The 24,822-nt window shown below is 73.7% G+C and carries 29 protein-coding genes and 1 tRNA gene; 23 read left to right on the top strand and 7 right to left on the bottom strand.

Annotated elements, in window-relative coordinates:
• Window positions 1–101: 101 nt before the first annotated feature.
• Window positions 102–1,226: an LCP family protein gene (locus AC1UE5_RS09540; RefSeq protein ID WP_482922544.1), complete on the bottom strand. Its 1,125-nt coding sequence runs from the start codon at window positions 1,224–1,226 to the stop codon at window positions 102–104.
• A gap of 26 nt (window positions 1,227–1,252) precedes the next feature.
• On the opposite strand from AC1UE5_RS09540, the gene AC1UE5_RS09545 reads away from it, so the two are divergent.
• Together AC1UE5_RS09545 and rsmI are read left to right on the top strand one after the other, a co-directional pair.
• Window positions 1,253–2,227, top strand: coding sequence for an ROK family protein (locus AC1UE5_RS09545; RefSeq protein ID WP_482922546.1), 975 nt, complete (start codon window positions 1,253–1,255; stop codon window positions 2,225–2,227).
• Window positions 2,224–3,036, top strand: coding sequence for a 16S rRNA (cytidine(1402)-2'-O)-methyltransferase (gene rsmI, locus AC1UE5_RS09550; protein ID WP_482922548.1), 813 nt, complete (start codon window positions 2,224–2,226; stop codon window positions 3,034–3,036). Before AC1UE5_RS09545 ends, rsmI begins: the two co-directional genes overlap by 4 nt.
• Here the strand turns inward: rsmI and AC1UE5_RS09555 are convergent, their stop codons facing one another.
• The gene (locus tag AC1UE5_RS09555; protein ID WP_482922550.1) at window positions 3,037–3,378 is read right to left on the bottom strand and encodes a hypothetical protein; all 342 of its coding nucleotides are present in this window, start codon (window positions 3,376–3,378) and stop codon (window positions 3,037–3,039) included.
• A 91-nt stretch (window positions 3,379–3,469) separates the two neighbouring features.
• Here AC1UE5_RS09555 and AC1UE5_RS09560 point away from each other — a divergent pair, with 91 nt between their 5' ends.
• The 14 genes from AC1UE5_RS09560 (at window position 3,470) to AC1UE5_RS09625 (ending at window position 15,201) form a co-directional block, all read left to right on the top strand.
• On the top strand, window positions 3,470–4,195 hold the full coding sequence (locus tag AC1UE5_RS09560; protein WP_482922552.1) for a murein hydrolase activator EnvC family protein: 726 nt from the start codon (window positions 3,470–3,472) through the stop codon (window positions 4,193–4,195).
• Window positions 4,192–4,386, top strand: coding sequence for a type II toxin-antitoxin system HicA family toxin (locus AC1UE5_RS09565; RefSeq protein WP_482922554.1), 195 nt, complete (start codon window positions 4,192–4,194; stop codon window positions 4,384–4,386). The genes AC1UE5_RS09560 and AC1UE5_RS09565 overlap by 4 nt, the downstream gene beginning before the upstream one ends.
• A complete protein-coding gene (locus AC1UE5_RS09570) occupies window positions 4,383–4,616 on the top strand; it encodes a type II toxin-antitoxin system HicB family antitoxin (RefSeq protein ID WP_482922556.1) in 234 nt (77 codons plus the stop codon). Before AC1UE5_RS09565 ends, AC1UE5_RS09570 begins: the two co-directional genes overlap by 4 nt.
• Before the next feature lie 59 nt (window positions 4,617–4,675).
• Window positions 4,676–6,196 carry a methionine--tRNA ligase gene (gene metG / locus AC1UE5_RS09575; RefSeq protein WP_482922558.1) on the top strand — a complete coding sequence of 507 codons (1,521 nt, stop codon included), beginning with the start codon at window positions 4,676–4,678 and terminating at the stop codon, window positions 6,194–6,196.
• Window positions 6,193–6,945, top strand: coding sequence for a TatD family hydrolase (locus tag AC1UE5_RS09580; RefSeq protein ID WP_482922560.1), 753 nt, complete (start codon window positions 6,193–6,195; stop codon window positions 6,943–6,945). The genes metG and AC1UE5_RS09580 overlap by 4 nt, the downstream gene beginning before the upstream one ends.
• A complete protein-coding gene (gene rsmA / locus AC1UE5_RS09585) occupies window positions 6,917–7,792 on the top strand; it encodes a 16S rRNA (adenine(1518)-N(6)/adenine(1519)-N(6))-dimethyltransferase RsmA (RefSeq protein WP_482922562.1) in 876 nt (291 codons plus the stop codon). Before AC1UE5_RS09580 ends, rsmA begins: the two co-directional genes overlap by 29 nt.
• 28 nt (window positions 7,793–7,820) lie before the next feature.
• Window positions 7,821–8,717 (top strand): 4-(cytidine 5'-diphospho)-2-C-methyl-D-erythritol kinase, encoded by an 897-nt coding sequence (locus tag AC1UE5_RS09590; RefSeq protein ID WP_482922564.1) that lies wholly within the window; start codon window positions 7,821–7,823, stop codon window positions 8,715–8,717.
• Window positions 8,718–8,721: 4 nt separating this feature from the next.
• Window positions 8,722–9,555 carry a DedA family protein gene (locus tag AC1UE5_RS09595; RefSeq protein ID WP_482922566.1) on the top strand — a complete coding sequence of 278 codons (834 nt, stop codon included), beginning with the start codon at window positions 8,722–8,724 and terminating at the stop codon, window positions 9,553–9,555.
• Between the two features lie 3 nt (window positions 9,556–9,558).
• Entirely contained in the window at window positions 9,559–9,783 is a 225-nt protein-coding gene (locus AC1UE5_RS09600; protein ID WP_482922568.1) for a hypothetical protein, read from the top strand.
• A 37-nt stretch (window positions 9,784–9,820) separates the two neighbouring features.
• Entirely contained in the window at window positions 9,821–11,050 is a 1,230-nt protein-coding gene (locus AC1UE5_RS09605; protein ID WP_482922570.1) for a PucR family transcriptional regulator, read from the top strand.
• Between the two features lie 144 nt (window positions 11,051–11,194).
• Window positions 11,195–12,541 carry a hypothetical protein gene (locus AC1UE5_RS09610; protein ID WP_482922572.1) on the top strand — a complete coding sequence of 449 codons (1,347 nt, stop codon included), beginning with the start codon at window positions 11,195–11,197 and terminating at the stop codon, window positions 12,539–12,541.
• 55 nt (window positions 12,542–12,596) lie between these two features.
• On the top strand, window positions 12,597–13,382 hold the full coding sequence (locus tag AC1UE5_RS09615) for an MTAP family purine nucleoside phosphorylase (RefSeq protein WP_482922574.1): 786 nt from the start codon (window positions 12,597–12,599) through the stop codon (window positions 13,380–13,382).
• The gene (locus AC1UE5_RS09620) at window positions 13,375–13,959 is read left to right on the top strand and encodes a TIGR04282 family arsenosugar biosynthesis glycosyltransferase (RefSeq protein WP_482922576.1); all 585 of its coding nucleotides are present in this window, start codon (window positions 13,375–13,377) and stop codon (window positions 13,957–13,959) included. Before AC1UE5_RS09615 ends, AC1UE5_RS09620 begins: the two co-directional genes overlap by 8 nt.
• Window positions 13,960–14,088: 129 nt before the next feature.
• Window positions 14,089–15,201, top strand: a complete 1,113-nt coding sequence (locus AC1UE5_RS09625; RefSeq protein WP_482922578.1) for an EAL domain-containing protein — start codon at window positions 14,089–14,091, stop codon at window positions 15,199–15,201.
• Here the strand turns inward: AC1UE5_RS09625 and AC1UE5_RS09630 are convergent, their stop codons facing one another.
• The 3 genes from AC1UE5_RS09630 to AC1UE5_RS09640 form a co-directional block, all read right to left on the bottom strand.
• Complete coding sequence (locus tag AC1UE5_RS09630; RefSeq protein WP_482922580.1) at window positions 15,202–15,375, bottom strand: DUF1059 domain-containing protein; 174 nt, start codon at window positions 15,373–15,375, stop codon at window positions 15,202–15,204.
• A 132-nt stretch (window positions 15,376–15,507) separates the two neighbouring features.
• Window positions 15,508–16,242 carry an HNH endonuclease signature motif containing protein gene (locus AC1UE5_RS09635; protein ID WP_482922582.1) on the bottom strand — a complete coding sequence of 245 codons (735 nt, stop codon included), beginning with the start codon at window positions 16,240–16,242 and terminating at the stop codon, window positions 15,508–15,510.
• Window positions 16,243–16,280: 38 nt separating this feature from the next.
• A tRNA-Gln gene (locus AC1UE5_RS09640) sits at window positions 16,281–16,353 on the bottom strand.
• 50 nt (window positions 16,354–16,403) lie between these two features.
• Between AC1UE5_RS09640 and glmU the strand changes: the two genes are divergently transcribed.
• Together glmU and AC1UE5_RS09650 are read left to right on the top strand one after the other, a co-directional pair.
• Window positions 16,404–17,771 carry a bifunctional UDP-N-acetylglucosamine diphosphorylase/glucosamine-1-phosphate N-acetyltransferase GlmU gene (gene glmU / locus AC1UE5_RS09645; RefSeq protein ID WP_482922584.1) on the top strand — a complete coding sequence of 456 codons (1,368 nt, stop codon included), beginning with the start codon at window positions 16,404–16,406 and terminating at the stop codon, window positions 17,769–17,771.
• 54 nt (window positions 17,772–17,825) lie between these two features.
• The gene (locus AC1UE5_RS09650; protein ID WP_482923295.1) at window positions 17,826–18,803 is read left to right on the top strand and encodes a ribose-phosphate diphosphokinase; all 978 of its coding nucleotides are present in this window, start codon (window positions 17,826–17,828) and stop codon (window positions 18,801–18,803) included.
• Here AC1UE5_RS09650 and chrA read toward each other — a convergent pair.
• Window positions 18,800–19,945, bottom strand: a complete 1,146-nt coding sequence (gene chrA, locus AC1UE5_RS09655) for a chromate efflux transporter (RefSeq protein WP_482922586.1) — start codon at window positions 19,943–19,945, stop codon at window positions 18,800–18,802. The genes AC1UE5_RS09650 and chrA overlap by 4 nt on opposite strands.
• A 55-nt stretch (window positions 19,946–20,000) precedes the next feature.
• On the opposite strand from chrA, the gene AC1UE5_RS09660 reads away from it, so the two are divergent.
• Together AC1UE5_RS09660 and AC1UE5_RS09665 are read left to right on the top strand one after the other, a co-directional pair.
• On the top strand, window positions 20,001–21,032 hold the full coding sequence (locus AC1UE5_RS09660; RefSeq protein WP_482922588.1) for a hypothetical protein: 1,032 nt from the start codon (window positions 20,001–20,003) through the stop codon (window positions 21,030–21,032).
• Between the two features lie 5 nt (window positions 21,033–21,037).
• Window positions 21,038–21,334 carry a rhodanese-like domain-containing protein gene (locus tag AC1UE5_RS09665; protein ID WP_482922590.1) on the top strand — a complete coding sequence of 99 codons (297 nt, stop codon included), beginning with the start codon at window positions 21,038–21,040 and terminating at the stop codon, window positions 21,332–21,334.
• Window positions 21,335–21,343: 9 nt separating this feature from the next.
• Here the strand turns inward: AC1UE5_RS09665 and AC1UE5_RS09670 are convergent, their stop codons facing one another.
• On the bottom strand, window positions 21,344–21,619 hold the full coding sequence (locus AC1UE5_RS09670; RefSeq protein ID WP_482922592.1) for a DUF4235 domain-containing protein: 276 nt from the start codon (window positions 21,617–21,619) through the stop codon (window positions 21,344–21,346).
• 64 nt (window positions 21,620–21,683) lie between these two features.
• On the opposite strand from AC1UE5_RS09670, the gene AC1UE5_RS09675 reads away from it, so the two are divergent.
• The 3 genes from AC1UE5_RS09675 to AC1UE5_RS09685 are packed head-to-tail and all read left to right on the top strand — an operon-like array spanning window position 21,684 to window position 24,815.
• A complete protein-coding gene (locus AC1UE5_RS09675) occupies window positions 21,684–22,397 on the top strand; it encodes a hypothetical protein (RefSeq protein ID WP_482922594.1) in 714 nt (237 codons plus the stop codon).
• Window positions 22,394–22,843 (top strand): hypothetical protein, encoded by a 450-nt coding sequence (locus AC1UE5_RS09680; protein WP_482922596.1) that lies wholly within the window; start codon window positions 22,394–22,396, stop codon window positions 22,841–22,843. Before AC1UE5_RS09675 ends, AC1UE5_RS09680 begins: the two co-directional genes overlap by 4 nt.
• Window positions 22,844–22,898: 55 nt before the next feature.
• Window positions 22,899–24,815 carry a glycoside hydrolase family 2 protein gene (locus tag AC1UE5_RS09685; protein ID WP_482922598.1) on the top strand — a complete coding sequence of 639 codons (1,917 nt, stop codon included), beginning with the start codon at window positions 22,899–22,901 and terminating at the stop codon, window positions 24,813–24,815.
• Window positions 24,816–24,822 lie beyond the last annotated feature (7 nt).

Below are 24,822 nucleotides of genomic sequence, written 5' to 3' on the forward strand. Positions count from 1 at the left end.
CGGAGCGGGCGGCTCTCCCAAGCCGCCCGCCTCGTGGTTGCCCCTTGCCCGTCTCTCGGGAAGTCTGAGAGCGGGAACGCGGGGCGGCGCGAGAACTTGCGCTAACCGTCGAGGAACTTCTGGACCGCCCGCTGCTTGCGGTCCTCCGGCACGTTGCCGTCGAGCGTGCCGAGCACGTTCGTCTCCGGGGTGCCGCCCACCGCGAGGCTGCCGAACACGGCCAGCAGCGTCGGGCCGCTCATGTCGGTCTTGAACGTCTTCGGCACCTCCCAGCTGATGAACGGGAGCCGCACGAAGCCCTGCGGCGACAGCACGCGCGAGCGCATCGCGCCGATGATGCGCTGCTGGCGGCGGGCGCGGCTGAGGTCGTTCTCCCGTGGGTTGCAGTCGTTCTTGCGGACGCGCGAGAGCGCGAGCGCCTGCTTGCCGTTGAGGTGCGTCTTCTTGCCCGCCGGGATGCGCACGGTCACGCCGCCGTTCTTGTAGCCGCCGTTGACCTTCGCGACGACGCACGAGCCCTTGTAGTTGATGCCGCCCATCGCGTCGATCAGCTCCGGGAACTCGCTGAAGCTCACCTCGATCACGTGGTTGATCTCGATGCCCGTGTACTGGCTGACGGTCTGGATCGCCAGCGCGGCGCCGCCGAACGCGTACGCGGCGTTGATCTTCTGGACGCCGTGACCGGGGATGTCGACGAGCGTGTCGCGGGCGATCGAGAGGCGGCTGTTCGCGCCGCCGCCGACGCGCATGAGCATGATCGAGTCGCTGCGGCTCGGGCCGCTCGTGCTCGCCCCGGCCTCCTTCGTGCCCTCGGGCCGCTGGTCGGAGCCGAGGACGAGGATGTTCGTGGGCGAGCCGACCGGCAGCCCGCCGCCCGCCAGCGCCGCCTCGGTCTCGTCGGAGACCTGGCCCTGCTGGATCTGCGCGCTGACGAGGAAGACGACGAGGCTGAAGAGGAGCCAGGCCGCGATCGCGCCGAGGATCCAGCGGACGACGCGCCACTTCGTGATCGGCTTCTTGCGGAACAGGCGCCGCCGGCTTGGTCGCTGGGGCTCGTAGGGGATGTGCGGGGCGGGCTGCGGCCCGTCGGGGTGCAGGTCCGGCGCCGGCCGCGCCTCGTCGCCGCGCGGGGGCGCGCCTCCCTCGGCGACGGGGTCCTTCTTGCGCCGGCCGAGCGAGGGCCGTGTGCGGTACTTCGTGTACTTGGGAGGCTCGGGGCCGCTCATGGCGAGCGTTGTATGGTGGCAGCGCGATGCCCGCGGGCTGTGTGATCGGCGTCGACCTGGGAGGGACCAAGCTCCTGGGTGGGGTGGTCGATCAGGGTCTGACGGTGCACCACCGCGCTCACCGCTGGGCGCGTGGGCACGACGAGAAGCAGGTCCTCGAGACGCTCGTCGGCGCGGTGAACGAGCTGCGCGACGCCGCCGAGGGCCCGGTGCTGGGCGTCGGCTTCGGCATCCCCTCGCTCATCGACCACACGCGCGGCCGCGTGATGTGGACGAACCACTTCCCGCTCTACGACCTGCCGTTCCGCGACCTGATGGCCGAGCGGCTCGGGCTGCCGGTGTGGGTCGACAACGACGCCAACGTCGCGCTGCTCGTCGAGCAGCGGGCCGGGGCCGCGCAGGGGCACGACGAGGCCGCGATGCTCACGCTCGGCACCGGGATCGGCGGCGCGCTGATGATCCGCGGGACGATCGCGCACGGCGCGCGCGGCGGCGCGGGGGAGCTCGGGCACATGGTCGTCGACCTCGACGGGCCGCCGTGCCCGTGCGGCAACGTCGGCTGCCTCGAGGCGCTGGCGTCGGGCAACGCGCTCGGCCGCGAGGCGCTGCGGGTCGCGGCGGCGGTTCCGGATTCCGGCCTGGGCCGCGCGCTGGCCGCAGGCCGGGAGATCACCGGCCAGCTGTGCACCGAGCTCGCGCACGACGGGGACGCCGCCGCGCGCGACGTCGTGGCGCTGATCGGGATGCGGCTCGGGGTCGGCATCGCGAACATCGCGAACATCCTCAACCCGTCCGTCGTCGTGGTCGGCGGCGGCGTGATCGCGGCGGGCGACCTGCTGCTCGAGCCGGCGCGCGAGGAGGTCCGGCGCCGCGCGAACCCGCCGATGGCCGCGGACGCGCGCGTCGTGGCCGCGCGGTTCGGCGAGGAGTCAGGGATGCTCGGCGCGGCGCTCCTCGCACTCGACGGCCTGGCCGCGTCGTCGCCGCCGGTCGCGTCGTGAGCGGCCGCCTCGTCGTCTGCCCGACGCCGATCGGGAACCTGGAGGACGTGACGCTGCGCGTGCTCGCGGCGCTGCGCGAGGCCGACGTGGTGGCCTGCGAGGACACGCGGCGGACGCGGGTGCTGCTGGACCGGTACGGGGTGAGCGCGTCGCTGGTGTCCTACCACGAGCACAACGAACGGGCGCGGACGGCGGAGCTGGTCGCGCGGATGGCCGACGGCGCGGTCGTGGCGCTGGTGAGCGACGCGGGGATGCCGCTGGTGAGCGACCCGGGCCACGTCCTGGTCACCGGCGCCGTCGCGGCGGGCGTGCCGGTCGAGGTGCTGCCCGGCCCGTCGGCGGCGTTGGCCGCGCTGGTGGCCTCGGCGCTGCCGGCGGAGTCGTGGCGGTTCGTCGGGTTCCTCCCGCGGAAGGCGGGCGCGCTCGCGGACGTCTGGAAGTCGGTCGAGACCGTGGTGGCCTTCGAGTCCCCGCGCCGTCTCGCCGCGTCGCTCGCCTCCCTCGCCGCCGTCGACGGCGCCCGGCCGGTCGCGGTCTGCCGGGAGCTGACGAAGGTCCACGAGGAGGTCGTCCGCGGGGACGCGGCGTCGCTCGCCGCCCGCTACGCGGAGGAGGAGCCGCGCGGGGAGATCGTGGTCGTCGTCGGGGGCGCCTCCGGCGAGGCCGCGGCGGAGGGCCCGGCGGTCGACGCGCTCGCGCGGCTGGTCGAGGCGGGCGCGAAGGCGCGCCCCGCCGCGCAGGTCGTCGCGGAGCTGACCGGCGTCCCCGCCAACACGCTGTACCGCGCCCTCAAGACCCCCGGCGCCTAGTCAGCCTCCCGTCGCACCGGTCGCGGGCAGGCGCTCGTCGAGCTCGTTCTCGATCCGCTCCTCGAGCTCCGCGACGCTCCGGTCGAAGTCGCGCTGCACGACGTCGACCTGGTCGTCGATCCGCGTGTCGAGCTCGCCGCCGGCCACGACGAGCATCGCCCCGACCCCCGCGAGCACCACGACCGCGGTGACGAGCACGGCCGCGACGATCGCGCCGAGCGGCGACCGGCGCCGGTACGAGGTGCCGCAGTAGGGGCAGTGCGGATCGACCGTCCGCGCGACGGTCGAGCAGCGCGGGCAGACGCGCTGGGGCGGCTGTGCGGCGGCGGAAGCGGCGCTCATCTGCGGCAGGGTGCCACGTCTCTGCGGAGGGGGTGTGCCAATCCACGCGCAACCGCCCACGAGCGGCGCTCCAGCGCGCAGGATGGCCCGCGTGTCGGGCCTGACACGCAGCGCACGCCCCGGTCGCCGCCGCCTCTCCTCCCCCCTGTGGGCGGCGGCGGCCGCCGTGCTCTGCCTCGTCGCCGCCTCCCCCGCTGCCGGCGCCTGGACCCCGCCGGTGGAGGGGGAGGTGGTGCGGCGCTTCGACTTCTCGCGCGCGACGCCCTACGCGGGCGGCCGCCACCGCGGCGTCGACCTCGCCGCGCGCACCGGCCAGACGGTCGTCGCCCCGTGCGCCGGCCGCGTGACGTTCGCCGGCCGCGTCCCCGCGCACGGTCGCGGGGTCACGATCGCGTGCGGCGCCCACGCGGCCACGGTCCTCGAGCTGGCGTCGACCCGTGTCGCGCGCGGCACCCACGCCGCGCGCGGGATGCCGATCGGCGTCGCCGGCGCGCGTCCCGTCCACCTCGGCGCCCGCCGCCGCGGCCACCGGCACGGCTACGTCGACCCGCTCGGCCTCCTCGCCCGCACGCCGGCGCCCACACCGGCCGTCCCGCTCGGCCGCGCCCCGCAGCCCGCCGCCCCCGGGCGCCCGGCGCCCGCACCGCTCCCCGTCCCGGCCTCGACCCCGCGCCCGACCGCCGCCCCGGCCCCACAGGCCACACCCGTCCTGGCCTGGCTCGGCCTCGCCCTCCTCGTCTGCGCGATCCCAAGCGGCGCCCTCGCCCATCGCCGCCGCCGCTCGACCGTCGCCGACCGCGCGGAGACCGCGGTGTGAAGGTCAGGGAGATCATCCGTATGGTGGAGCGAGACGGGTGGTGCCACGTCCGAACCACCGGAAGCCACCGGATCTACAAGCACGCGAGGAAGAGCGGCATCGTGGTGATCGCCGGCAAGCCCAGCGACGACTTGCCGCCTGGCCTCGAGCGCAGCATCCTTCGTCAGGCTGGCCTATGGAGACGCTCATGACCGCAGGACCCGAGGAGTACCTGGTCGTCGTCGAGGGTGACGAGGCGACGAACTTCGGCGCCTATGCGCCCGACCTGCCCGGGTGCGTGGCGACGGCGAACACGTATGAGGAGTGCCTCCAGCTCATGCGTGAGGGCATCGCGATCTACATCGACGAGCTGCGCAAGGACGGCGAGCCGGTCCCGCCGCCGACCATCGCCGGCGCGGCGTTCGTGCGCGCGGCGGCCTGAACAAGCGGCTCGAACCCGGATCGCCCGCGCGGGTGGGCGTCGATAGCCTCGGAAGGACGATGGCCTTCTACGTCACGACGCCGATCTTCTACGTCAACGCCGCGCCCCATCTCGGGCATGCGTACACGACGATCGCGGCGGACGTCGTCGCGCGCCACCACCGGCAGCGCGGCGAGGAGGTCTTCTTCCTCACCGGGACCGACGAGCACGGCGAGCCGGTCGCGCTGGCGGCCGAGGCGCAGGGGCTCAGCCCGCGTGAGCTGGCCGACCAGAACGCCGAGCGGTTCAAGGCGCTGCTGCCTCAGCTGCACGCGTCGAACGACTTCTTCATCCGCACCTCCGACCCGCGCCACGTCGAGAAGGTGCAGGAGGTCCTGCAGCGCGTGCACGACAACGGGCACGTGTACAAGGGCCTGTACGAGGGCTGGTACTGCCCCCGCTGCGCGGACTTCAAGTCCGACAGCGAGCAGGGGCCGGACCACACGTGCCTCATCCACGAGATCCCGCTCATCCGCGAGCAGGAGGAGAACTGGTTCTTCCGGCTCTCCACCTTCCAGGAGCAGCTCGAGAAGCTCCTCGACGACCCGGACTTCGTCCAGCCCGCCGCCCGCCGCCGCGAGGCGCGCGCGTTCGTCGCGCAGGGTCTGCAGGACGTCAGCCTCAGCCGCGGCAAGCTCAGCTGGGGCGTCCCGGTCCCGTGGGACCCGAGCCACGTCTTCTACGTCTGGTTCGACGCGCTCCTCAACTACTACACGGCGCTCAGCTTCGCGAAGCCCGGCGAGGACCTCACCGACACGTTCTGGGGCGCGCCGACGAAGCACCTGATCGGCAAGGACATCCTCAAGTTCCACACGATCTACTGGCCGGCGATGCTGCTCGCCGCGGGCCTGGAGCTGCCGAGCCGCGTCTTCATCCACGGCTTCCTGCTCGGCGCGGACGGCCGCAAGATGTCCAAGTCGCTGGGCAACGTGCTCGACCCGTTCGCGGTGATCGACCAGTACGGCGTCGACGCGCTGCGCTTCTACCTGATGCGCGCGGTCTCGTTCGGCGAGGACGGCCCGGTCTCGATGGACGGCGTCCACGAGCGCTACAGCGCGGAGCTGGCGAACGACCTCGGCAACCTCGCGAGCCGCACGGTCAAGATGGTGCAGAAGTACCGCGGCGGCGACGTGCCGGCGGTCGACCTCGACGAGCGGCTGGAGAGCGAGTTCCGCGGCCTGTGCGCGGACGTCGGCGCGAAGGTCGGCGAGTTCGCCGTGGCGGAGGCGCTGGAGCTCATCTGGCAGCGCGTGCGCCGGCTCAACCAGTACGTGCAGGACACCCAGCCGTGGCAGCTCGCCAAGGACGAGGCGAACGCCGCGGAGCTGGACCGCGCGCTCGCGTCGCTGATCGAGGGCCTGCGCACGGTCACCGTCCTGCTGTGGGCGTGGCTGCCGGACAAGATGGGCGCGCTGCTCGACACGCTCGGCATCGCGGACGACGACCGCGCCCTGTGCGAGTTCGGCGCCGGTCCGCGCGTCGCGGCGGTCCGCGATCTCGAGCCGCTGTTCCCGCGGATCGAGCGCGCCGAAGCCGCGTGATCGACTCCCACACCCACCTGGCCTCCTGCAAGCCCGACGACGCCGAGCTCGTCGCGGCCGCGGTCGACGTCGGCGTCACGAAGATCGTCACCGTCGGCACCGACGCGGGCTCGCGACGCGCCGCGATCGAGGCCGCGGAGAAGTTCCCGCAGGTGTACGCCGCGATCGGGCACCACCCCAACGACGCGACGGGCTTCGACGACGCGGACCTCGCCGACGTCGCCCAGCTCGCCGCCCACCCGCGCTGCGTGGCGATCGGCGAGACGGGCCTCGACTTCTACCGCGACTACGCGCCCGCGCAGGACCAGCAGCGCGCGTTCGAGGCGCAGATCGACCTGGCCCGCGAGACCGCCAAGCCGCTCGTCATCCACACGCGCGCGGCGGACGACGCGACGATCGACACGCTCACCCGCCGCGCGGACGGCCTGCAGGTGATCCTCCACTGCTTCTCGATGGCGTCCCGGCTGGACGAGTGCGTCGAGCGCGGCTGGTGGTTCTCGTTCGCCGGCAACGTCACGTACAAGAACGCGCAGGACCTCGCGGACGCCGCCGAGAAGGTCCCGGCCGAGCGCCTGCTGGTGGAGACCGACGCCCCGTACCTCACGCCCCAGGTCGTGCGGAAGGAGCGCAACCAGCCCGCGTTCGTCGCGCACACCGCGCGGTTCGTCGCCGAGCGCCGCGGCGTGTCGTACGAGGACCTCGAAGCGCAGGTGGAGCGCAATGCCGCAGCCCTCTTCGGCTGGAGCTGAGGGCCTCCCCGCGCAGCCGACGCTGCGGCGGATGAAGGCGTTCGGCATCAAGCCCAAGCGCGACCTCGGCCAGAACTTCCTCATCGACTCGAACATCCTCGGGGTGATCGAGCGCGCGGCCGAGCTGGGCCCTGACGACGTCTGCCTGGAGATCGGCGGCGGCGTCGGCGTGTTGTCCGAGCACCTGGCGGCGCGCTGCGCCCACGTGCACGTGAGCGAGCTGGACCGCAGTCTCGAGCCGGCCCTGAAGGACGCGCTCGACCCGTTCGGCCCGGCGAAGGCGACGCTCCACTTCGGCGACGCCCTCCAGCTCGACCTGCCCGCGCTCGACCCCGCGCCGACGAAGGTCGTGGCCAACCTCCCGTACGGCATCGCCGCGACGGCGATCCTCAAGACGGTCGAGGAGCTCCCGCACGTCACCCGCTGGGTGGCGATGGTGCAGAAGGAGGTGGGGGAGCGGTTCGCCGCCCCGCCCGCGTCGGCCGCGTACGGCGTCCCGTCCGTGCTTGCCCAGCTCGCGTGCGAGGTGCGCGTGATCCGCGGCGTCTCGCGCTCGGTCTTCCACCCGGTGCCGAACGTCGACAGCGTGCTCGTGGGCCTGACCCGGCGCCCCGGCGTCGCGCCGCCCGACCGGTTCCTGCGCGGCCTCGTCCAGGGGGCGTTCGGCCACCGGCGCAAGGCGCTCGCCAAGGCGCTGCAGATCTCGGGCCGCGGCTTCGACCGCGACGCCGTCCGCGCCGCGCTCGACACGCTCGGCCTCCCGCAGGACGTCCGCGCGGAGCGCCTGACGCCCGAGCAGTTCCGTCAGCTCGCCGACGCCCTACGGGGCATCCCGGATGGCGGCTGAGGCGCGGGCCGGGCAGGCTTCCGCGCCGATGCAGCAGCCCCTGACCGAGCGCGCGCCCGCGAAGATCAACCTCACCCTCGCCCTCGGGCCGTCCCGCGAGAGCGACGGCCGCCACGAGCTGGTCACCGTCTTCGAGCCGCTGCGGCTCCACGACACCGTGACGCTGAGCGCCTCGCGCAGCGGCGTGGACGAGATCGCGTGCGAGGGCGTCACGGGGCCGAACCTCGCGGGCGACGCGCTGCGGCTCTACCGCGCGGCGACCGGCTGGGACGGGCCCGCGGTGCGGCTCACGATCGAGAAGCGCATCCCGGTCGCGGCGGGGATGGCGGGCGGCTCGGCTGACGCGGCGGCGGCGCTGCGGCTCGCCCAGCGGGCCGCGGATGGCGCGGCGAGCGACGAGCAGCTCCACGAGATCGCGTTCGCGCTGGGCGCCGACGTGCCGGCCCAGCTGCGGCCCCGCCGCGCGCTCGGCACCGGCGCCGGCGAGCGGCTCCGCGACCTGGCAGGACCGGTCGCCGATTACGGTGTCCTGGTGCTTCCGTCCGCCCACGAGCTGTCCACCGGCGACGTGTTCCGGCAGGCGGACGCGCTCGCCCTCGCCCGCGACGCTGGGGCGTTGAGCGCCGTGCTCGCCGAGGTCGAGGCCGCGACGCCGGGCGCCGCGGGGACGCTCGCGCACGTCACCGGCGGCGTGCCGCTCCTCAACGACCTGGAGGCCGCCGCCCGCGCGCTGCAGCCGGCGATCGGCGAGGCGCTCGACGCCGTCCGCGCCGCGGGCGCCGACCACGCGATGGTCTCCGGCTCGGGCCCGACCGTCGTCGGCCTGTTCGCCAGTCCGGCCGCGGCGGCCGCCGCCGCAGTGGAGCTCCAGGCGAGCGGCCGCACCCCCGCCCCCATCCTCACCGGCCCGCTGCACGGAGCCTGACCCGATGCGCGCGCTCCCGCTCGCCGCCGCGGCGATCATCCTGCTGCTGTTCGTGGTCCAGCGCCTGCGCCGCCTGTTCCCGTGGCCGCTGCAGGTCCTCGGCTTCTTCGTGATGGTCGCGCTGGCGCTCTACGGCTTCGGCGTATTCGACCTGCCGAACTTCGAGGAGCTGCTGCTCGACATCGGCGAGGCGCTCGGCAACTGGACGTACCTGCTCGTCGGCGCGCTCGCCTTCCTGGAGACCGGCGCGTTCGTCGGCCTCGTCGCGCCGGGGGAGACCGCGGTCATCGCGGGCGGCGTCATCGCCGGGCAGGGCGTGATCGACGTCGTCCCGCTGCTGCTGCTCGTGTGGACGTGCTGCGTCCTGGGCGACACCGCGTCGTTCTGGCTCGGGCGCAAGCTCGGCCGCGGGTTCATGCTCAAGCACGGCCCGCGCGTGAAGATCACTGAGGAGCGGCTGGAGGCGGTCGAGCGCTACTTCGCGCGCCGCGGCGGCCTGACGATCCTCATCGGCCGCTTCATCGGGCTCGTGCGCGCGCTGGCGCCGTTCGTCGCCGGCGCGTCGCGGATGCCGTTCGCGAAGTTCCTGCCGTACGACATCGTCGGCTGCGGCCTGTGGTCGTCGACGTTCGTGCTGCTCGGGTACTTCTCGTGGCGCAACATCGACCGCGCGGCGCAGATCGCGTCGACCGGCACGCTCGCCGTCGGCACGACGGTCTCGGTGGCCGTCGTCGGGTACCTCGTGTACAAGTACCTGCGGACGCCCGAGCAGCGCGAGGTGGCCAAGGACTGGCTGCGTGCGCAGGGCCTGTGGCGTTCGCGTCACAATGAGGGCTGAACCATGAGCAACGAGGCGATCACCTACCTCGTCGGGGCCTGCTGCGGCGTCTTCGGCCTCGCGGCCTACGCGGCGTGGATCCTCATCCCCGCGTGGACCTCCTACAGCCGCTGGTACGAGCGCCTGGGCGCGGCGTTCCTCTCCCTGTACGTGCTCGCCGGGATGGTCGGCGTCGGCCTCCTGGGCGGCGCCGCGGTCGTCTGGTCGTACGACCGCTGGGCCGGCTGACGCGGGCGCGTCAGGGGGCGTCTCCTAGAATCAGGGCATGTCGTCGCCTCCCCCAGGGACGGAGGCTGGCCTCGACCTCACCTCGCTGGAGGCCATCTCCGCCGCCGTCGAGGCGGGGGCCGGCCTGCCCGAGGTCGTGCGCGCCGCCGCTCGCGCGCTCGACACGAGCCTCGTGCTCGTGGACCGCTCCGGGCAGATCCTGGCCGTTGCGGCCAAGTCGCCCGCGGACGAGCGGTCGCTCATGAACGACGCCGACGACGTCGAGGTCCTGGAGCTGCGCGTCGCCGACCACGCGGTCGGCACGCTGCGGATGCGGCAGAGCGCGGGGGCGTCCCCGATGCTCGTCCGGCTCGTCACGACGCTCGTCGCGTCCGAGGTGGAGCGCGTCCGCGCACCCGAGCGCGCGTCCCGCGAGGCCGTCGCCTCGTTCCTGCACCAGCTGCTGTCGCGCGGCTTCACCGAGCGTGCCGACCTGCTCGCGCGGGCGGAGGAGCTGGCGATCGAGCTGGAGGGCGGCGCGTCGATCGTCGTCGCCCGCGCCAAGGCGCATGTCGCGACCGACGACGGCTGGCGCTCGCGCGTGCTGATGACGGCCGAGCGCGGCGCCCGCGCGGCGATCGCCGGGACGGTGGCCGCGCTGCGCGAGCGCGCCGAGTCGGTCGGCGCCGAGGTCGTGCTGCTGATCCCCGGCGGGGATGAGGCGGAGGCCGCGCGCACCGCGGAGGCCGTCGTGAAGGAGCTGGAGGCGGGGCTGCCCGGCCACACGTTCGCGGTCGGCCGCTCGCGCGTCGCGCTCGACCCGCTCCACCTCGATCGCGCGGGCAACGAGGCGCTGCTGGCCGCCAACGTGGCCGAGGGCGACGAGGAGCGGCCGGTGCTGGCGTTCGAGGAGACCGGCGCCTACCGGCTCCTGCTGCCCGCGATGAGCGAGGACCCGGCCGAGCTGCAGCGCTTCTACGCCGAGACCGTCGAGCCGCTCGTCGTCTACGACGAGCAGTACGCCACCGACCTCGTGCAGACCGTCGAGGCGTTCCTCGAGGCGGACGGCAACGTGGCCGGGACGGCGGCCAAGCTCTTCACGCACCGCCACACGATCCGCTACCGCCTGGAGCGGGTGCGGGAGCTGTCCGGGCTGGACGTCGGTTCGACCGACGGACGCGAGAAGCTCAGCCTCGGGCTGAAGGCGATGCGGGTCCTCGGCATCGCCGCCCCCGCGGGACCTGCCGCCGCGGACGCCGCTTGGCGCGCGCGTGATCGGCAGAAGTGACGCTTCTCTAGAGCGTTTACGCGCCAACTTGCTTCGCGCTGGACAGGTGTATGTCCAGGCGCCATCGGATGAACCGGCTCTTGGAGCGACCACCGCCCGATCAGGGGGGTTGATCCGCGGCCCCAGACGGTCGATGAGTGGGATGTGCAGGCAGGAGCACGACAGCCAGGCGGAGCCCCGGGCGGGACCGGGAACCGTGCGCGCTCGCTCGCGTGGTCGGCGGCCGGACTCGCGTCCGCGCTGGCCCTGATCGGCGGCTCGCTCGCCGCGCTGAACCGCGAGGTCCTCTCCAACGGGGAGTGGCACCGCTGGTCTCACGACACGCGCCCCGCCGAGGTGCAGCTCGCGCCCGACCAGCCGCGCGCCGTCGCCGGCGGTGGGCAGCAGCGCATCACCGGCAGCGGGCTCGGCAGCGGCTTCGGCTTCATCGCCGCGGTGGACGGCGCGCTCGTCGCGATCCCCACGGCGAGCGGCGACGGCTTCCTCGCGGGAGCCACGTCCGGTGGCGTCGGCGGCGGTCCGCAGGGCCCCGCAGGCAGCACGCCCGGCGGCGTGCCGCGCGGCGACGCGGTGGACGGCGACGTCGAGGTGCCGCGCTCGCCCGCCCGCAACCCCGGCTTCACGCCCACCGGCGACGCCGACGGCGACGGCCTCAACGACGACACCGAGCGCCGTATCGGCACGAGCCCGCGCCGCGCGGACACCGACGCGGATGGGCTGCCCGACGCGTGGGAGACGCAGAACGGCCTCAACCCGCGCTCGAAGGTCGACGCGCGCAAGGACTCGGACAACGACGGGCTCAGCAACGAGACCGAGTTCCGCGTCCGCTCGAACCCGCAGCTGGGCGACACGAACGGCGACGGGCGGTTCGACGGCGACGACGACAGCGACGGCGACGGGCTCCCGAACAAGTACGAGCAGAAGATGCCGCTGTCCGATCCGGCGTCCGCGGACTCCAACGCGGACGGCGTCGGCGACGGCGACGACGACGCGGACGGCGACGGCGTCCCGAACGCGGTGGAGATCGCCGCGGGGACGGACCCGCTGGTCTACGACCCGCCCGTGAAGCCGGTCGATCCCGAGCCGCAGCCGCAGCCGGAGCCCGAGCCGCCGGTGGAGCCCCAGCCCGAGCCGCAGCCCCCGGTCGAGCCGCAGCCGCAGCCTGAGCCGCCGGTCGAGGAGCCGCAGCCGCAGCCCGAGCCGCCGGTTGAGCAGCCGCCGGCCGAGCCCGAGCCCGCGCCGGCCCCCGAGCCGGAGCCTGCGCCGGCCTCCGAGCCCGAGCCTGCGCCGGCCCCCGAGCCCGCCCCGCAGCCGGAGGCCGCGCCCGCACCCGAGCCTGCGCCCGCCCCCGAGCCCGCCCCGGCGCCGGAGCCCGCTCCCGCGCCCGTCGCGCCGGCTCCGGAGCCTGCGCCCGAGCCCACTCCGGCACCGGCCGACCAGCCGCCCGCCCCGGACTCCGCGCCCACGCCTCCGGCCCCCGCCGCGCCGTAGCGGCGGCCGTCGGCCGAGGCGGGGCGCGGGGCGGACGGCGTACCATCCGCCGCGCATGATCGGCGTCATCACCGGCTCGGGGACGTACGCGCTCCCCGGCTTCCAGGGCGAGCCACGCGAGGTCGAGACGCGCTTCGGGACGGTCACCGCCACGGTCGGGACGTTCGCCGGCGCCGACGTCGCGCACGTCTCGCGGCACGAGCCCGGCCACCGCCGCCTCTCCAACCACGTCCGCCACCAGGCGAACGTCTCCGCGATGCGCGAGCTCGGCGTCCGCGCGGCGATCGGCGTGACCGTCTGCGGCGCGGTCGACCCGGACGTGCCGCTCGGGTCGCTCATCGTCTTCGACGACCTGCACTTCCTCGCGAACCGGCTGCCCAACGGCGAGATCTGCACGCTGTACGACACGCCGGGCGAGGCCGGCCGCGGGCATTGGGTCTTCGAGGGCCCGTTCGGCAGGGTGGTGCGCGCCGCGCTGCTCACCGGCGCCCGCGAGGCCGGGCACGACGCGCGCGACGGCGGGTGCTACGGCCACGTCGACGGCCCGCGGTTCAACACCAAGGCCGAGATCCGCACGCTCGCGCAGGCCGGCGTCACCGCCGTCTCCCAGACCGCGGGGCCGGAGACCGCCCTGTTCGGCGAGGCGGAGATCCCGTACGGGCTGCTCGGCTACGCGACCGACTACGCCAACGGCGTCAAGGCCGAGGCGACGCCGGTCGACGAGCTGATGCGGCTGATCGGCGCGTCCACGTCGACGTTCGCGACGACGCTCGCCGGCGCGGTCCCGGTGCTCGCGGCCGCCGAGCTGGGGCCGGTCGGAACGATCCTCCGCTTTGACTGACGCGCGCCCCGCCGCGGTCGTCGTGCTCGCCGGCCCACCGTCGGCTGCGCTCGAGCCGGTGCTCGGCGCGCAGGGCGTCGCGCGGCTGCACGACGTGCTCGTCCGGCGGGCGCTGGCGTGGGCGGAGAGCGTCGGGACGGCGTACGTCGACGACGACGCCGGTGGCGACCCGGGCACCCGCTGCGCCGCGGCGGTCGACCGCGTCCACGCCGAGCACGGCGGCGGGCCGGTGCTGCTGGTCGGCATCGCCACGCCGCAGATCTCGCCGACCGTCGGCCGGGAGGCGCTGGAGGACCTGCGCAGCGGCACCGACGTCACCTACGGCCCGACGGCGCACGGCGGGTTCTACCTCGTCGGCCTGCGCGAGCCGCACCCGGAGGTCTTCGCGCTCCCGCCCGAGGCGTGGGGCGGCGGCCGGGTGCTCGACCTCGCCCTGCGCGCCGCGACGGCCGCCGGGCTCAGCCTGGCGATGCTCCGCTCCGAGCGGGACCTCGCCGGTCCGGAGGACGTCGCCGCGTTCCTCGCCGACCCGCTGACGCCGCCCGAGGTCGCAGAGCTCCTCCGCCCGCCGGCCTGACGCGAGGCGGCGGTGTCCCGCCTTGCATGGCGCGTTGCAGCGGGACGTGGGAGGCTTTGCGCCCAACTTCGTGCAAAGTGCAGCGTTGAGGTACGCGTGTGGGCTGAGCCGTCTCACGATGGGTGGCAGGTGCAGGTGCTGACCGACGTGCTCGAGAAGCCGGGACGCGTGCGGCCGCATTTCCAGCCGATCGTCGACCTCCAGCGGGGCGAGGTCTGCGGATATGAGGCGCTGGCGCGGTTCACGGACTGGCCCGGCGTGCCGCCGGCGGACGTCTTCGCGGCGGCGGACGACCACGGGCTGGGCGGCGCCCTGGAGGCGCAGATGGTCCGCGAGGTGCTCGAGGCGCGGCCGCACGTGTCGGCCGACCGGTTCCTCTCGGTGAACCTCTCGCCGCGCGCGGCGCTGTCGGATGAGGTGCAGGAGGCGTTTGCGGGCTCCGACCGGCTCGACAGCGTGATCATCGAGATCACCGAGCAGACCGACACCGACCTCGACCCGCTCGGCGCCGCGCTGGCCGAGCTGCGGGCGCGCGGGGCGCTCGTCGCGGTCGACGACGCGGGCTCGGGCTACGGCTCGCTGCGCCGCATCACGGCGCTCCACCCGCACTTCGTGAAGATCGACCGCTCGCTCGTCCACAACCTCGACAACGAGCCCGCGCGGGCCGCCGTCGTCGAGACGCTGAGCGAGCTGGCGTCGCGGATCGACGCGTGGGTGGTCGCGGAGGGCATCGAGCGCCTGGAGGAGCTCGACGCGCTGATCCGCATGCGCATCCCGTTGGGGCAGGGGTACGCGTTCGGCCGGCCGGGACCGGGGATGGGCGAGCTCGAGAACGAGATCGCCGGGCACATCCGCACGAAGTACCGGCCGGCCGCGCGCGAGCTGCAGGTCGCGGCGCTGATCGAGGCGGTCCCGACGCTGCCCGAGCCGGTGAGCGACCGGGCGCTGTCGGTGCTGTTCGATCGCCGCCCGGGCCCGGAGCACATCGCGCTGGTGGACGCGCAAGGGAGGCCGAGCGGGCTCGTCCGCCGTGAGGACTTCGCGCGCCGCGAGCCGCCGGTGCGCTCGCTGATGCTGGTGACGCGCGAGATGCCGCTCGCGGCGGTGAGCCGGCGCGCGATGGCGCGCCCGGCGGCCCGGCGCTTCGACCCGCTCATGTGCTGCGACGAGGCGGGCCGCTACGCCGGGCTGGTGCGGATCGAGCGCATCGTGGACGCGCTCGCCGTGATCGCCTCCGAGTAGCTACGCAGCGACGATGTGCGCGCGCACCTGCGCGGCCAGCTCGTCGCTGATGTCGGTCAGCCCATGGTCCTCGTGGGCGTGCACCACGACCTGCCGCAGGATCCCGGCCTCGTCGGAGGCCTGGAACGTGGCGACGCAGCCAGGGACGACGGCGCCGCAGGCGAACTGCTTCATGGGGAGAGACCTTCCTTGGTCCGGAGAGCGATCGACGACCCGCGTCCGGTGCGGGTCCGAGACCTGCATCGGCGCGCGCATCAACCGATCGGAGGATGCGCGGACGAGCGTCCGACGGTGCCGGTGCCACCTTCACGCGGCGATCCCCATCTCCCGCTCGTACCACCGCACCCACTTGCGGACCGCGTTGTCGGAGACGCCGTACTTGCGCCCGGTGCCCGACCACCCGAGGAGCTCGACCTCCTCGATCAGCTGGCCGTAGGGCGGCCGCTCCACGCGGCGCGCGCCCGGTCGCGCTCGCCCAGTCCGGTCCCACCGCGAGCCGCACTCCTGCGAGCAGTACCGCTGCGATCTGGACCGCGGCCTGAACGACTTCTCGCACCGCTCGCAGGCCCGCTCGCCAAGCAGGGCCGCGTTGCGTCCGCAGTGCGTCGACAGCGTCGCGTTGCAGTTGGGGCAGACGATCCGGAGGTTCTCCAGGCGGTTGTCGTTCCGCACGCCGTTGACGTGGTCGAGGATCAGCGACATCCGCCCGCCGCGCCACTCCTCGCCCTGCCCGCAGAGCTCACACCGGCGTGCCTTGAGCCCCGCTCGGTAGAGCTTGTCCTTGAGATGCGACGAGCCGATCGTGCTGCCCTCGACGAGCAGCTGCTCGAGCGGTGTCGCCTGTCGCCTCGCGGCCGCGGCGATCTTGGCGTACGGCGGATCGAAGTGGTCGGTCGAGATGCCCCAGATCTCCGTCCACTTCCGGAGGACCTTGTACGCCCCTCCGCGGTCGCACATCCCCAGCCGCCGCAGCGTCTCGGCGTAGCTCTTCGACGCCGCGACCGCCTCGCGTGCCTGCTCTTCCGTGTAACGCGGTGCCATACGAACACATGTTCGTATCCGGCTCGGATGGAAGGGAGCTGGGGGGCCCGGATTTGAACCGGGGTCGCAACGGCTCCAAAGGCCGGCATCTTACCGCTAGACCACCCCCCAGAGGGTGCGCGGAAGAGTATGGCGTGGGGTGGGCTCCTACGATCTCCCGCATGCCTCGCCTCGTCGCCGTCGTCATGGCCGCCGGCCAGGGGACCCGCATGAAGTCCGCGACCCCGAAGGTGCTGCACGACCTGTGCGGCTGGCCCCTCGTCCGCTGGCCCGTGGAGGCCGCCAGGGCGGCCGGGGCCGATGCCGTGATCGTGATCGGCGGGCCCGATCGCGCGCTGGAGGGGCATCTGCCCGAGGGCGTCGAGCTGGCGGTGCAGGAGCAGGCGCTCGGCACCGGCGACGCGGTCCGCGTCGCCGCGCCGCACCTGCAGCCGGACGACACCGTCATCGTCATCAACGGCGACGTCCCGCTCGTCACCGCGGACACGCTCCGCGACCTCGCCGAGACGCACCGCAGCGCGTACGCCGCGGCGACGATGGTCACGATGGTGCTCGACGACCCGGGCGCCTACGGGCGCGTCGTGCGCTCGGTGGACGGCGACGTGCTGCGCGTCGTCGAGGCCAAGGCCGGCGGCGACGCGACGCCGCAGGAGCTGGCGATCAAGGAGGTCAACGCCGGCATCTACGCCTTCGAGGGCGCCGCGCTGGTCGACGCGCTCGCCAGGATCGGCAACGACAACGAGCAGGGCGAGTACTACCTGCCCGACACGCTCCCGGTCCTCATCAGCGCCGGCCGCCGCGTCGTCGCGCACGTCGTCGACGACGCCTCGCTGACCCTCGGCGTCAACGACCGGGTGGAGCTCGGCCGCGTCCGCGAGCTCGCGCAGCAGCGCATCCTCGAGACGCTCGGTCGCGCCGGCGTCACGGTCGTGCAGCCGTCCTCCACGTTCGTCGACGTCACCGTCACCGTCGGGCGCGACACGACGATCGAGCCGGGCACGGTGCTCAAGGGCGAGACCAGGATCGGCGCGGACTGCGTCATCGGCCCGCAGGTCACCACGCGCGACGTCACGATCGGCGACGGCGTCAAGGCGTTCCACGCGTACCTCGTCGACAGCACGGTCGAGGACGGCGTGAGCATCGGGCCGTACGTCCACCTGCGCGGCCACACCGTCCTGCGCGCGGGCGCCAAGGCGGGCACGTTCGTGGAGATGAAGAACTCCGACGTCGGCCCCGGCGCGAAGGTCCCGCACCTCTCCTACCTGGGCGACGCGGACGTCGGCGCGAAGTCGAACATCGCGGCCTCCAACGTCACCGCCAACTACGACGGGCGCAACAAGCACCGGACGACGATCGGGGCGAACGTGAAGACCGGCGTGGACACCACGTTCGTCGCCCCGGTCACCGTCGGCGACGACGCCGTGATCGCCGCCGGGTCGGTCATCACCGAGGACGTCCCGCCGGGCGCGCTCGGCGTCGCCCGGGCGCGCCAGACCAACATCACGGACTACGCCCGGCGCAAGGGCTAGAGTTCCACCATCGTGAGCGCCCTCGAGACGCAGCCTGTCGCGTCGAGCCTCGGCATCGGCTACGACAAGAAGCTCATGGTGTTCGGGGGTCGCGCGCACCCCGAGCTCGCCACCAAGATCGCATCGAAGCTGGGCATCGGGCTCGGTCCGGTGACGCTGAAGACCTTCTCCAACGGCGAGGTCTACTGCCGGTTCAACGACTCGATCCGCGGCGCGGACGTGTTCATCGTCCAGCCGACGTGCGGCAACCCGGCGACGGGCGTCACCGCGAACGACGCGCTCATGGAGCTGATCCTGATGATCGACGCCGCCGTCGGCGCGTCGGCGCACCGGGTCGTCGCCGTCACTCCGTGGTACGGCTACTCCCGCCAGGACAAGAAGTCGATGGGCCGCGAGCCGATCTCCGCCCGTGCCGTCGCGCGGATGCTGGAGGCCGTCGGCGCCGACCGCGTCCTCACGATGGACCTCCACGCCGGCCAGCTCCAGGGCTTCTTCTCCAAGCCGGTCGACCACATGACCGCGCTGCACATCCTCACGCAGCACTTCATCGACCTGAACCTGCCGGACCTCGTCGTCGTCGCGCCGGACGTCGGGCGCGCGAAGCTCAACCAGAAGTTCGCCGAGAAGATGGGCGCGGAGCTCGCGATCCTCACGAAGGAGCGCCCCGAGCACCAGAAGGCCGAGATCGGCTACGTGATCGGCGACGTCAAGGGCCGCAACGCGATCATCGTGGACGACATGATCGACACCGCCGGGACGCTGAAGGCGGCGGCCGAGACGGTGCGCGAGGCGGGCGCGAAGTCGGTGTACGCCGCGGCGACGCACCCGGTCCTGTCGGGCCGCGCGTTCGAGAACCTCACCGAGGCCGGGTTCGAGCAGATCGTCGTCACCGACACGATCCCGCTCCGCGACGGCGCACCCGACAACATCACCGTGCTCAGCTGCGCCGACCTGCTGACCGACTCCGTCCGCCGCATCTTCACGGACGACTCGGTGAGCGACATCTTCGGCGGCGAGAACCAGCTCTTCTAGGCCGGGAGCGGCGCTCCGAGGAGCGCCGCGACCGCACCCGCCGCCGCGGCGAGGAGCAGCGTCAGCACGACCCCGCGGCGGAGCGCGAGCAGCAGCACCGCCGCGCCCGCGAGGACGCCGTACTGCCACGCCTCCGAGAGCGCGTCCGCCAGCGGGACGGCGGACCCGACGATCGCGCCGATGGCCGCCGGCCCCGCGCCGGCGAGGAACGCCTGCGGTGCGGGCGACGTGCGCAGGCGGTCGAACCGCTCGGCTCCCAGCGCGATGAACCAGAACGACGGCGCGAACGCCACGAGCGCGGCGAGCAGCGCGCCGCCGACCCCGTGCGCGGCGTACCCGACGACCGCGACCGTCTGCACCACCGGCCCCGGCGTCGCCTGGCCGAGGGCGACCGCGCTCGTGAACTCCGCCTCGGTCATCCACCCGTGGCCGACCGCGTCGCCCTGCATCAGCGGGATGATCACGAACCCGCCGCCGTACGAGAGCGCGCCGACCTTGAACGCCGTCCACGACAGCGCGGCGAGCCCGCCGGTGGTCGCCGCGGCGAGCAGCAGCGGGGCGGGAGCGAGGGAGGGCGCACCCGAGGGCAGACCCCGGCGCCACACCAGCTCGACCGCGCCGCACGCCAGCAGGACGAGCACGAGCCACGCGCCGACGGTGGCGGCGGCGACGGCGCCCGCAGCCGCGTAGACGACCCACCGCGCGCGCGACGCGGCGCGCGACCAGCTCGGCCCCATCAGCGCGACGCCGGCCTGCACGGCGACCGCCGCCACCGCCGCGCCCGCACCCGCGCCGATCCCGCGCACCCAGTCCGGCGGCGCGCCGAGGAAGAGCGCGGCCAGCGCGATGATGAGCACGAGCCCGGGCACGATGAACGCGCACCCGCCGACCAGCGCGCCCGGCACCCCCCGCAGCCGCCACGCGCAGTAGATCGCCAGCTGGGTCGAGGCGGGCCCGGGGAGCAGGTTCGTGGCCGCGACGCCGTGCTCGAAGTCCTCCTCGTCGATCCACCCGCGCCGCTCGACGCACAGCTCCCGCAGCAGCGCGACGTGCGCCGGCGGCCCGCCGAAGCCGACGCACCCGATCCGCCCCCATTCGCGCAGGATCGTGGACAGGGGGAGAGCGGGGGCGGAGGTCGTCACGACGTGGAACACTGCCGCACGTGCTGCGCAGAGATGTGACCGACCACCACCTCGCATGACGTCGCTCGTCGTCCTGGGCCCGCCCGCGGCCGCCGTCGCGCACGCGATCGACCCCGACGCCTGGGTCCTCGGCGAGGGGCGCACGACGCCCGCGATCACCGCCGCCCACGCCGGCGCCGAGCACTCCCCCGGCGCGCTGGCCGACCGCGCCCGCCAGAGCGACGTGATCGCGATCGCCGCCGACGTCCTCGCCCCGCTGACCGTCCGCTACGCCTGCCGGGACCTGGCCGCCGAGCTGCAGGCGCCGGTCGTCCTCGCCATCGAGGCGGACGCCGGCCTCACCGGCCGCGCCCGCGCCGCCGCCGAGGCCGTCCGCGGCGCCGGGCTCGCGGTCGCCGCGATCGTCCTCACCGACTGGCCCGACCCGCCCGACCGCGTGCTGCTCGACGAGCGCGTGATGCTGTACGAGACGACCGACCTGCCGGTGCTCACGCTGTCGCGCGGCGAGCGGCCCGACTGGCCCGTCGAGGACTGGAAGGCCACGCTCCCGGCCACCGCGAAGCGCAGCGCCGACGGCTCCGCGCCGATCCGCATCGCGCTCGAGCCGTACCGCGCGTGGGACGGCGACGCGCCCGGCGACCCGCGCAGCGCGCCGCGCCCGCGCATCATGGAGACGCTCGAGGAGATCGTCAGCGTCGAGGGCCCGCTGCTCGCCTCCCGGGCGTACGCGCTCTACAACAAGGCCGCCGGCGGCAAGAAGCTGACGAGCGTCGCCCGCGCGCCGCTCTCGAACTCGATCTACCACCTGGCCCGCGAGGGCCGCATCGACCTGATCCGTAGCGACGACATCCCGTGGCAGAACGACGACGTCGTCCGCGCGCTCGACAGCCCCGAGGTCGTGGTGCGCGAGCTCGGCCCGCGCGAGCTGATCGAGGTCCCGCTCGACGAGATCGCCGAGCTGATGCGCCGCCTGCGCGCCGCGGGCGACCCGCCCGACCTCAAGCGCGCGGTGCTCGACGCCTACGGCCTGGTCCGCATGACGTCGCGCGCCCAGCAGTACCTGTCGGCCGCGGAAGAGCTGCTCTGAGCGCCGTGGACACCGGTGCGGCCGTCCTCACCGAGCGCCTGGGCCTCAGCGACGACGAGCTGCTGCGCGTCCTCGACGTCGACCCGCTCACGGTCCTGACGGGGGAGCTCGACCACAAGCCCGAGATCCCGATCCTGCTGGCGCTGACCGAGGACCTCGACGCCGTGGTCCTCCAGCGCTGGCTGCGGGCGCAGGGCCCGCGCGGCCGCCCCGTCGACCTCCTCCTCGCCCGCGACTTCGCGGCCTTCGAGGACGCGGTCGACGAGTTCCGCGGGCGCGGGTTGATCATCCGCGCCCGCTGACCCGCCGGCCTACTTGGGATCCGGGCGCTTCTCGCCCGGCCAGACGCCCGTGAGGTACTGGAAGCCCTCGGCGCCCCCGCGGTTGACCGCGGCGCGGACCGTCTGGAACACGGCGCCCTGGACGGCCGCCGCGAGCAGCACCTTCGTCCAGCCGCTGCCCTCGATCGTCGCCTTCGGCGCCTCCTCGTCGTCGATGCGCGACCAGATGACGTTGAAGACCGACTTGGCGAGCATGCCGCCAAGCAGGCCCAGCACGATGCCTATCGGTCGGTAGAGGATCTTCATGATCACGCTGTACCTCCTGTCGAAAATCGGGAATCTCGCCCGGCGCGTCTGACATCATGCCGTCATGGGTGAGCCGGAGGACACCCGACGCGACGAGGCCGAGGAGCTCCTGCGCCGTGCGCTCCTCGACGCGGCCGCTGCCGCCAGCGTCGCGCTGCGGGTGCAGCCCCTCGCGACGTGCGACGCGCTGACGATCATCTTCCACGGACGGCGCGACCTCGGCACGATCCAGACCTACGTCGCCCACGGCGGGCTCGGCGCGGGCGCGAAGGTGGGGGCGAACGAGCTGCTGCGCGTGCCGTGCGACCTCGACCTCGGGGACGCGCACGACCGCGACGAGGCCGAGGAGGCCTACCAGGCGCAGGCGCGGGCCCTGCGCGACGCGATCACCGCCGCCGACACCGTGCTCGCGGTGTGGCGCGAGCCGCTGGAGGACCTGGCGTCGAGCGTCGTCCAGGTCGACCGCTCGGTCGCGCTCCCGGTCAGCCTCCCCGCGCACCGCCTGATGCCGGTCGCGCTCGTCGCGCCCGACCGCGGGGTCGTGGTCGCGCCGGTCTGCAGCGCCCGCACGCTCGCCGACGGCACGCCGCCGCTCGGCATCGCGATCGCCCAGCAGGACGTCGCGCGCATCTACCCGCTGGCCCAGGAGCCCGAGGCCTGCCTCGACGCGTTCCTCACCGAGGCGGCGGAGCACGCCCGCGCGATGGCCGAGCGGCTGGAGCGGCAGGAGGCGTCGGTCGAGCGGTTCCTCGAGTTGAGCGGCGAGGAGCCCGATTGACCGTCGTCGCCCGGCGGCGGCTCGTGCTCGCCGTCGCCGTCGTGCTCTTCCTGCTCGTCAGCGTCGCGGTCGCGCGCTGGTTGTCGGCCGACTCGACGGAGCGCACGAAGGTCGAGCGCCTGCTGAACGCGCAGGCCGCCGCCGACCTGCGCGCGATGGCGACCGAGCTGGAGGACTGCGACACCGCATGCGCGCAGCAGCTCGCGGCCCTGATCGCCCGGTTCGAGGGGAAGGGGAGCGGCGAGGTCGAGATCGTCCGATACGACTCGGGCACCTCCCACGCGCTCGGCAGCGAGACCGCTCCCACCCGCGTCGTGTGGCAGCGCGACGGGCTGCTCCCGACCGTCCAGTGCGTCACCGTCGAGCGGACGGGGAACGCGATCACCGGCCCCTCCGTTAGCCTGACCCGCCTCAGCGAGCCGATCGCGCGGGAGAGCAGCTGCTGAGCTGAGCTTCCTGCGCAACCTTCGGCACGCCCGTGTGTTGAACCCCACCGTGCCGATGCCGAAGCGACTGCTCTTCCTGCTCCTCTCCCTCCTCGCCCTCCTCGTGGCCGCCGCTCCGGCGTCCGCGCAGGACACGCCCTCCCGCGGCGCCCTCTACCAGGACCGCGCCGACAACCTCTTCCTGATGGACGGGAGCTGGCTGTTCCGGCTCGACACCGCGAACGCCGGGCTCAAACAGGGCTTCCACAAGCAGACGAGCGCACAGGGCTGGACGGAGACGACGGTCCCGAACGCGTGGAACGCCCAGGACGAGTCGGCCGCCTCGATGGCCGGCACCGTCGGCTGGTACCGCAAGGACTTCAAGCTCCCGTCGTCGAGCAGCCGCTACGACTGGGTGCTCCGCTTCGAGTCGGCCAACTACCGCGTCCGCGCGTGGATGAACGGCAAGCTCGTCGGCACCCACCGCGGCGCGTACATCGGCTTCGAGCTGCGCATCCCGCGCAGCTACCTCAAGCGCAGCGGCACGAACCGGCTCGTCGTGCGGGTGGAGAACATCCGCAAGCCGTGGGACCTCCCGCCGGCCGGCTTCACCCGCACGTCGGTCCCGACCGGCGGCTGGTGGAACTACGGCGGCCTGCTCCGCGAGGTCTACCTCAAGCGCGTCGACAAGATCGACTTCAGCTCGGTGCAGGTGCTGCCCGAGCTGCCGTGCCGCTCGTGCGCGGCCACCGTCCGCTTCCGCGTGACCGTCCGCAACTACGCCGACGAGCCGCAGCGCGTCCGCATCACCGGCAAGTACGGCGACAAGACCGTCCGGCTCGGGACGCAGTCGATCGGCGCCAAGCGATTCGGCACGTTCACGACGAGCGTCCGCGTCGGCGACCCGAAGCTGTGGTCGCCCAAGCACCCGAACCTCTACGACGTCTCGCTCACCGTCCGCGCGGGCAAGGACGACGGCCGCAAGGTCCTCGGCTACCAGCTCAAGAGCGGCATCCGCTCGGTGAAGATCGTCGACGGCAAGCTCAACCTCAACGGCCTGCCGGTGAACGTCCGCGGCGTGTCGCTGCACGAGGACGACCGCAAGGTCGGGTTCGCGATCGACAACAAGATCCGCGACCAGCTCCTCAAGGACGCCCGCGACGTCGGCGCGACGATGATCCGCTCGCACTACCCGCTGCATCCGTACATGCACGAGCAGGCCGACCGGCTCGGCCTGCTGGTGTGGTCGGAGATCCCGATGTACGCGGTGAAGACGAACTACCTCGCGTCGGAGACCGTCCGCAAGGTCGGCGCCAACGAGCTGCGTGAGAACGTGCTCGCCAACGGCAACCACCCGTCGATCATCACGTGGTCGATCGGCAACGAGCTGTCGGCCCGTCCGGGCCCGGTGCAGGGCGACTACATCCGCCGCGCCGCCGCGCAGGCCCGCGCGCTCGACCCGACGCGCCTCATCTCGTACGCCGTCGCCGGCTACCCCGGCGCGGGCTGCCAGACCGAGTACAAGCCGCTCGACGTGATCGGCATCAACGAGTACTTCGGCTGGTACCCGGGCCCGAACGGCCAGATCGCCGACCGCACCGTGCTCAGCGAGTACCTCGACTCGGTCCGCGCCTGCTATCCGGACAAGGGCATCTTCATCACCGAGTTCGGCGCCGAGGCGAACCGCAACGGCCCGGTCGAGGAGAAGGGCACGTACGAGTTCCAGCAGGACTTCATCAACTACCACTCGGCCGTCTACAACTCGAAGCCGTGGCTGAGCGGCGCCCTGTACTGGACGATCCGCGAGTTCCGCGTCCGCCCGGAGTGGGACGGCGGCAACCCGCGGCCGCAGTCGCCGATCCACCAGAAGGCCGTCGTCTCGTTCGACGGCGTGCGCAAGCCCGGCTTCGCGGACCTGCAGCGCAACTACCTCGCCGTCGACCAGTACCCGGGCGATCCGGGGACGCTGCCCTCGCAGCGCTCGCGCCGCTAGGTAGCTG

The sequence above is a fragment of the Parviterribacter multiflagellatus genome (genome assembly GCF_056863265.1).

Coding starts and splice junctions, on each gene's coding strand:
- AC1UE5_RS09540 (WP_482922544.1), bottom strand. CDS start 1,226: ATGAGCGGCCCCGAGCCTCCCAAGTACACGAAGTACCGCACACGGCCC.
- AC1UE5_RS09545 (WP_482922546.1), top strand. CDS start 1,253: ATGCCCGCGGGCTGTGTGATCGGCGTCGACCTGGGAGGGACCAAGCTC.
- AC1UE5_RS09555 (WP_482922550.1), bottom strand. CDS start 3,378: ATGAGCGCCGCTTCCGCCGCCGCACAGCCGCCCCAGCGCGTCTGCCCG.
- AC1UE5_RS09570 (WP_482922556.1), top strand. CDS start 4,383: ATGACCGCAGGACCCGAGGAGTACCTGGTCGTCGTCGAGGGTGACGAG.
- metG (WP_482922558.1), top strand. CDS start 4,676: ATGGCCTTCTACGTCACGACGCCGATCTTCTACGTCAACGCCGCGCCC.
- rsmA (WP_482922562.1), top strand. CDS start 6,917: ATGCCGCAGCCCTCTTCGGCTGGAGCTGAGGGCCTCCCCGCGCAGCCG.
- AC1UE5_RS09590 (WP_482922564.1), top strand. CDS start 7,821: ATGCAGCAGCCCCTGACCGAGCGCGCGCCCGCGAAGATCAACCTCACC.
- AC1UE5_RS09595 (WP_482922566.1), top strand. CDS start 8,722: ATGCGCGCGCTCCCGCTCGCCGCCGCGGCGATCATCCTGCTGCTGTTC.
- AC1UE5_RS09600 (WP_482922568.1), top strand. CDS start 9,559: ATGAGCAACGAGGCGATCACCTACCTCGTCGGGGCCTGCTGCGGCGTC.
- AC1UE5_RS09605 (WP_482922570.1), top strand. CDS start 9,821: ATGTCGTCGCCTCCCCCAGGGACGGAGGCTGGCCTCGACCTCACCTCG.
- AC1UE5_RS09615 (WP_482922574.1), top strand. CDS start 12,597: ATGATCGGCGTCATCACCGGCTCGGGGACGTACGCGCTCCCCGGCTTC.
- AC1UE5_RS09630 (WP_482922580.1), bottom strand. CDS start 15,375: ATGAAGCAGTTCGCCTGCGGCGCCGTCGTCCCTGGCTGCGTCGCCACG.
- AC1UE5_RS09635 (WP_482922582.1), bottom strand. CDS start 16,242: ATGGCACCGCGTTACACGGAAGAGCAGGCACGCGAGGCGGTCGCGGCG.
- glmU (WP_482922584.1), top strand. CDS start 16,404: ATGCCTCGCCTCGTCGCCGTCGTCATGGCCGCCGGCCAGGGGACCCGC.
- AC1UE5_RS09660 (WP_482922588.1), top strand. CDS start 20,001: ATGACGTCGCTCGTCGTCCTGGGCCCGCCCGCGGCCGCCGTCGCGCAC.
- AC1UE5_RS09670 (WP_482922592.1), bottom strand. CDS start 21,619: ATGAAGATCCTCTACCGACCGATAGGCATCGTGCTGGGCCTGCTTGGC.
- AC1UE5_RS09675 (WP_482922594.1), top strand. CDS start 21,684: ATGGGTGAGCCGGAGGACACCCGACGCGACGAGGCCGAGGAGCTCCTG.
- AC1UE5_RS09685 (WP_482922598.1), top strand. CDS start 22,899: ATGCCGAAGCGACTGCTCTTCCTGCTCCTCTCCCTCCTCGCCCTCCTC.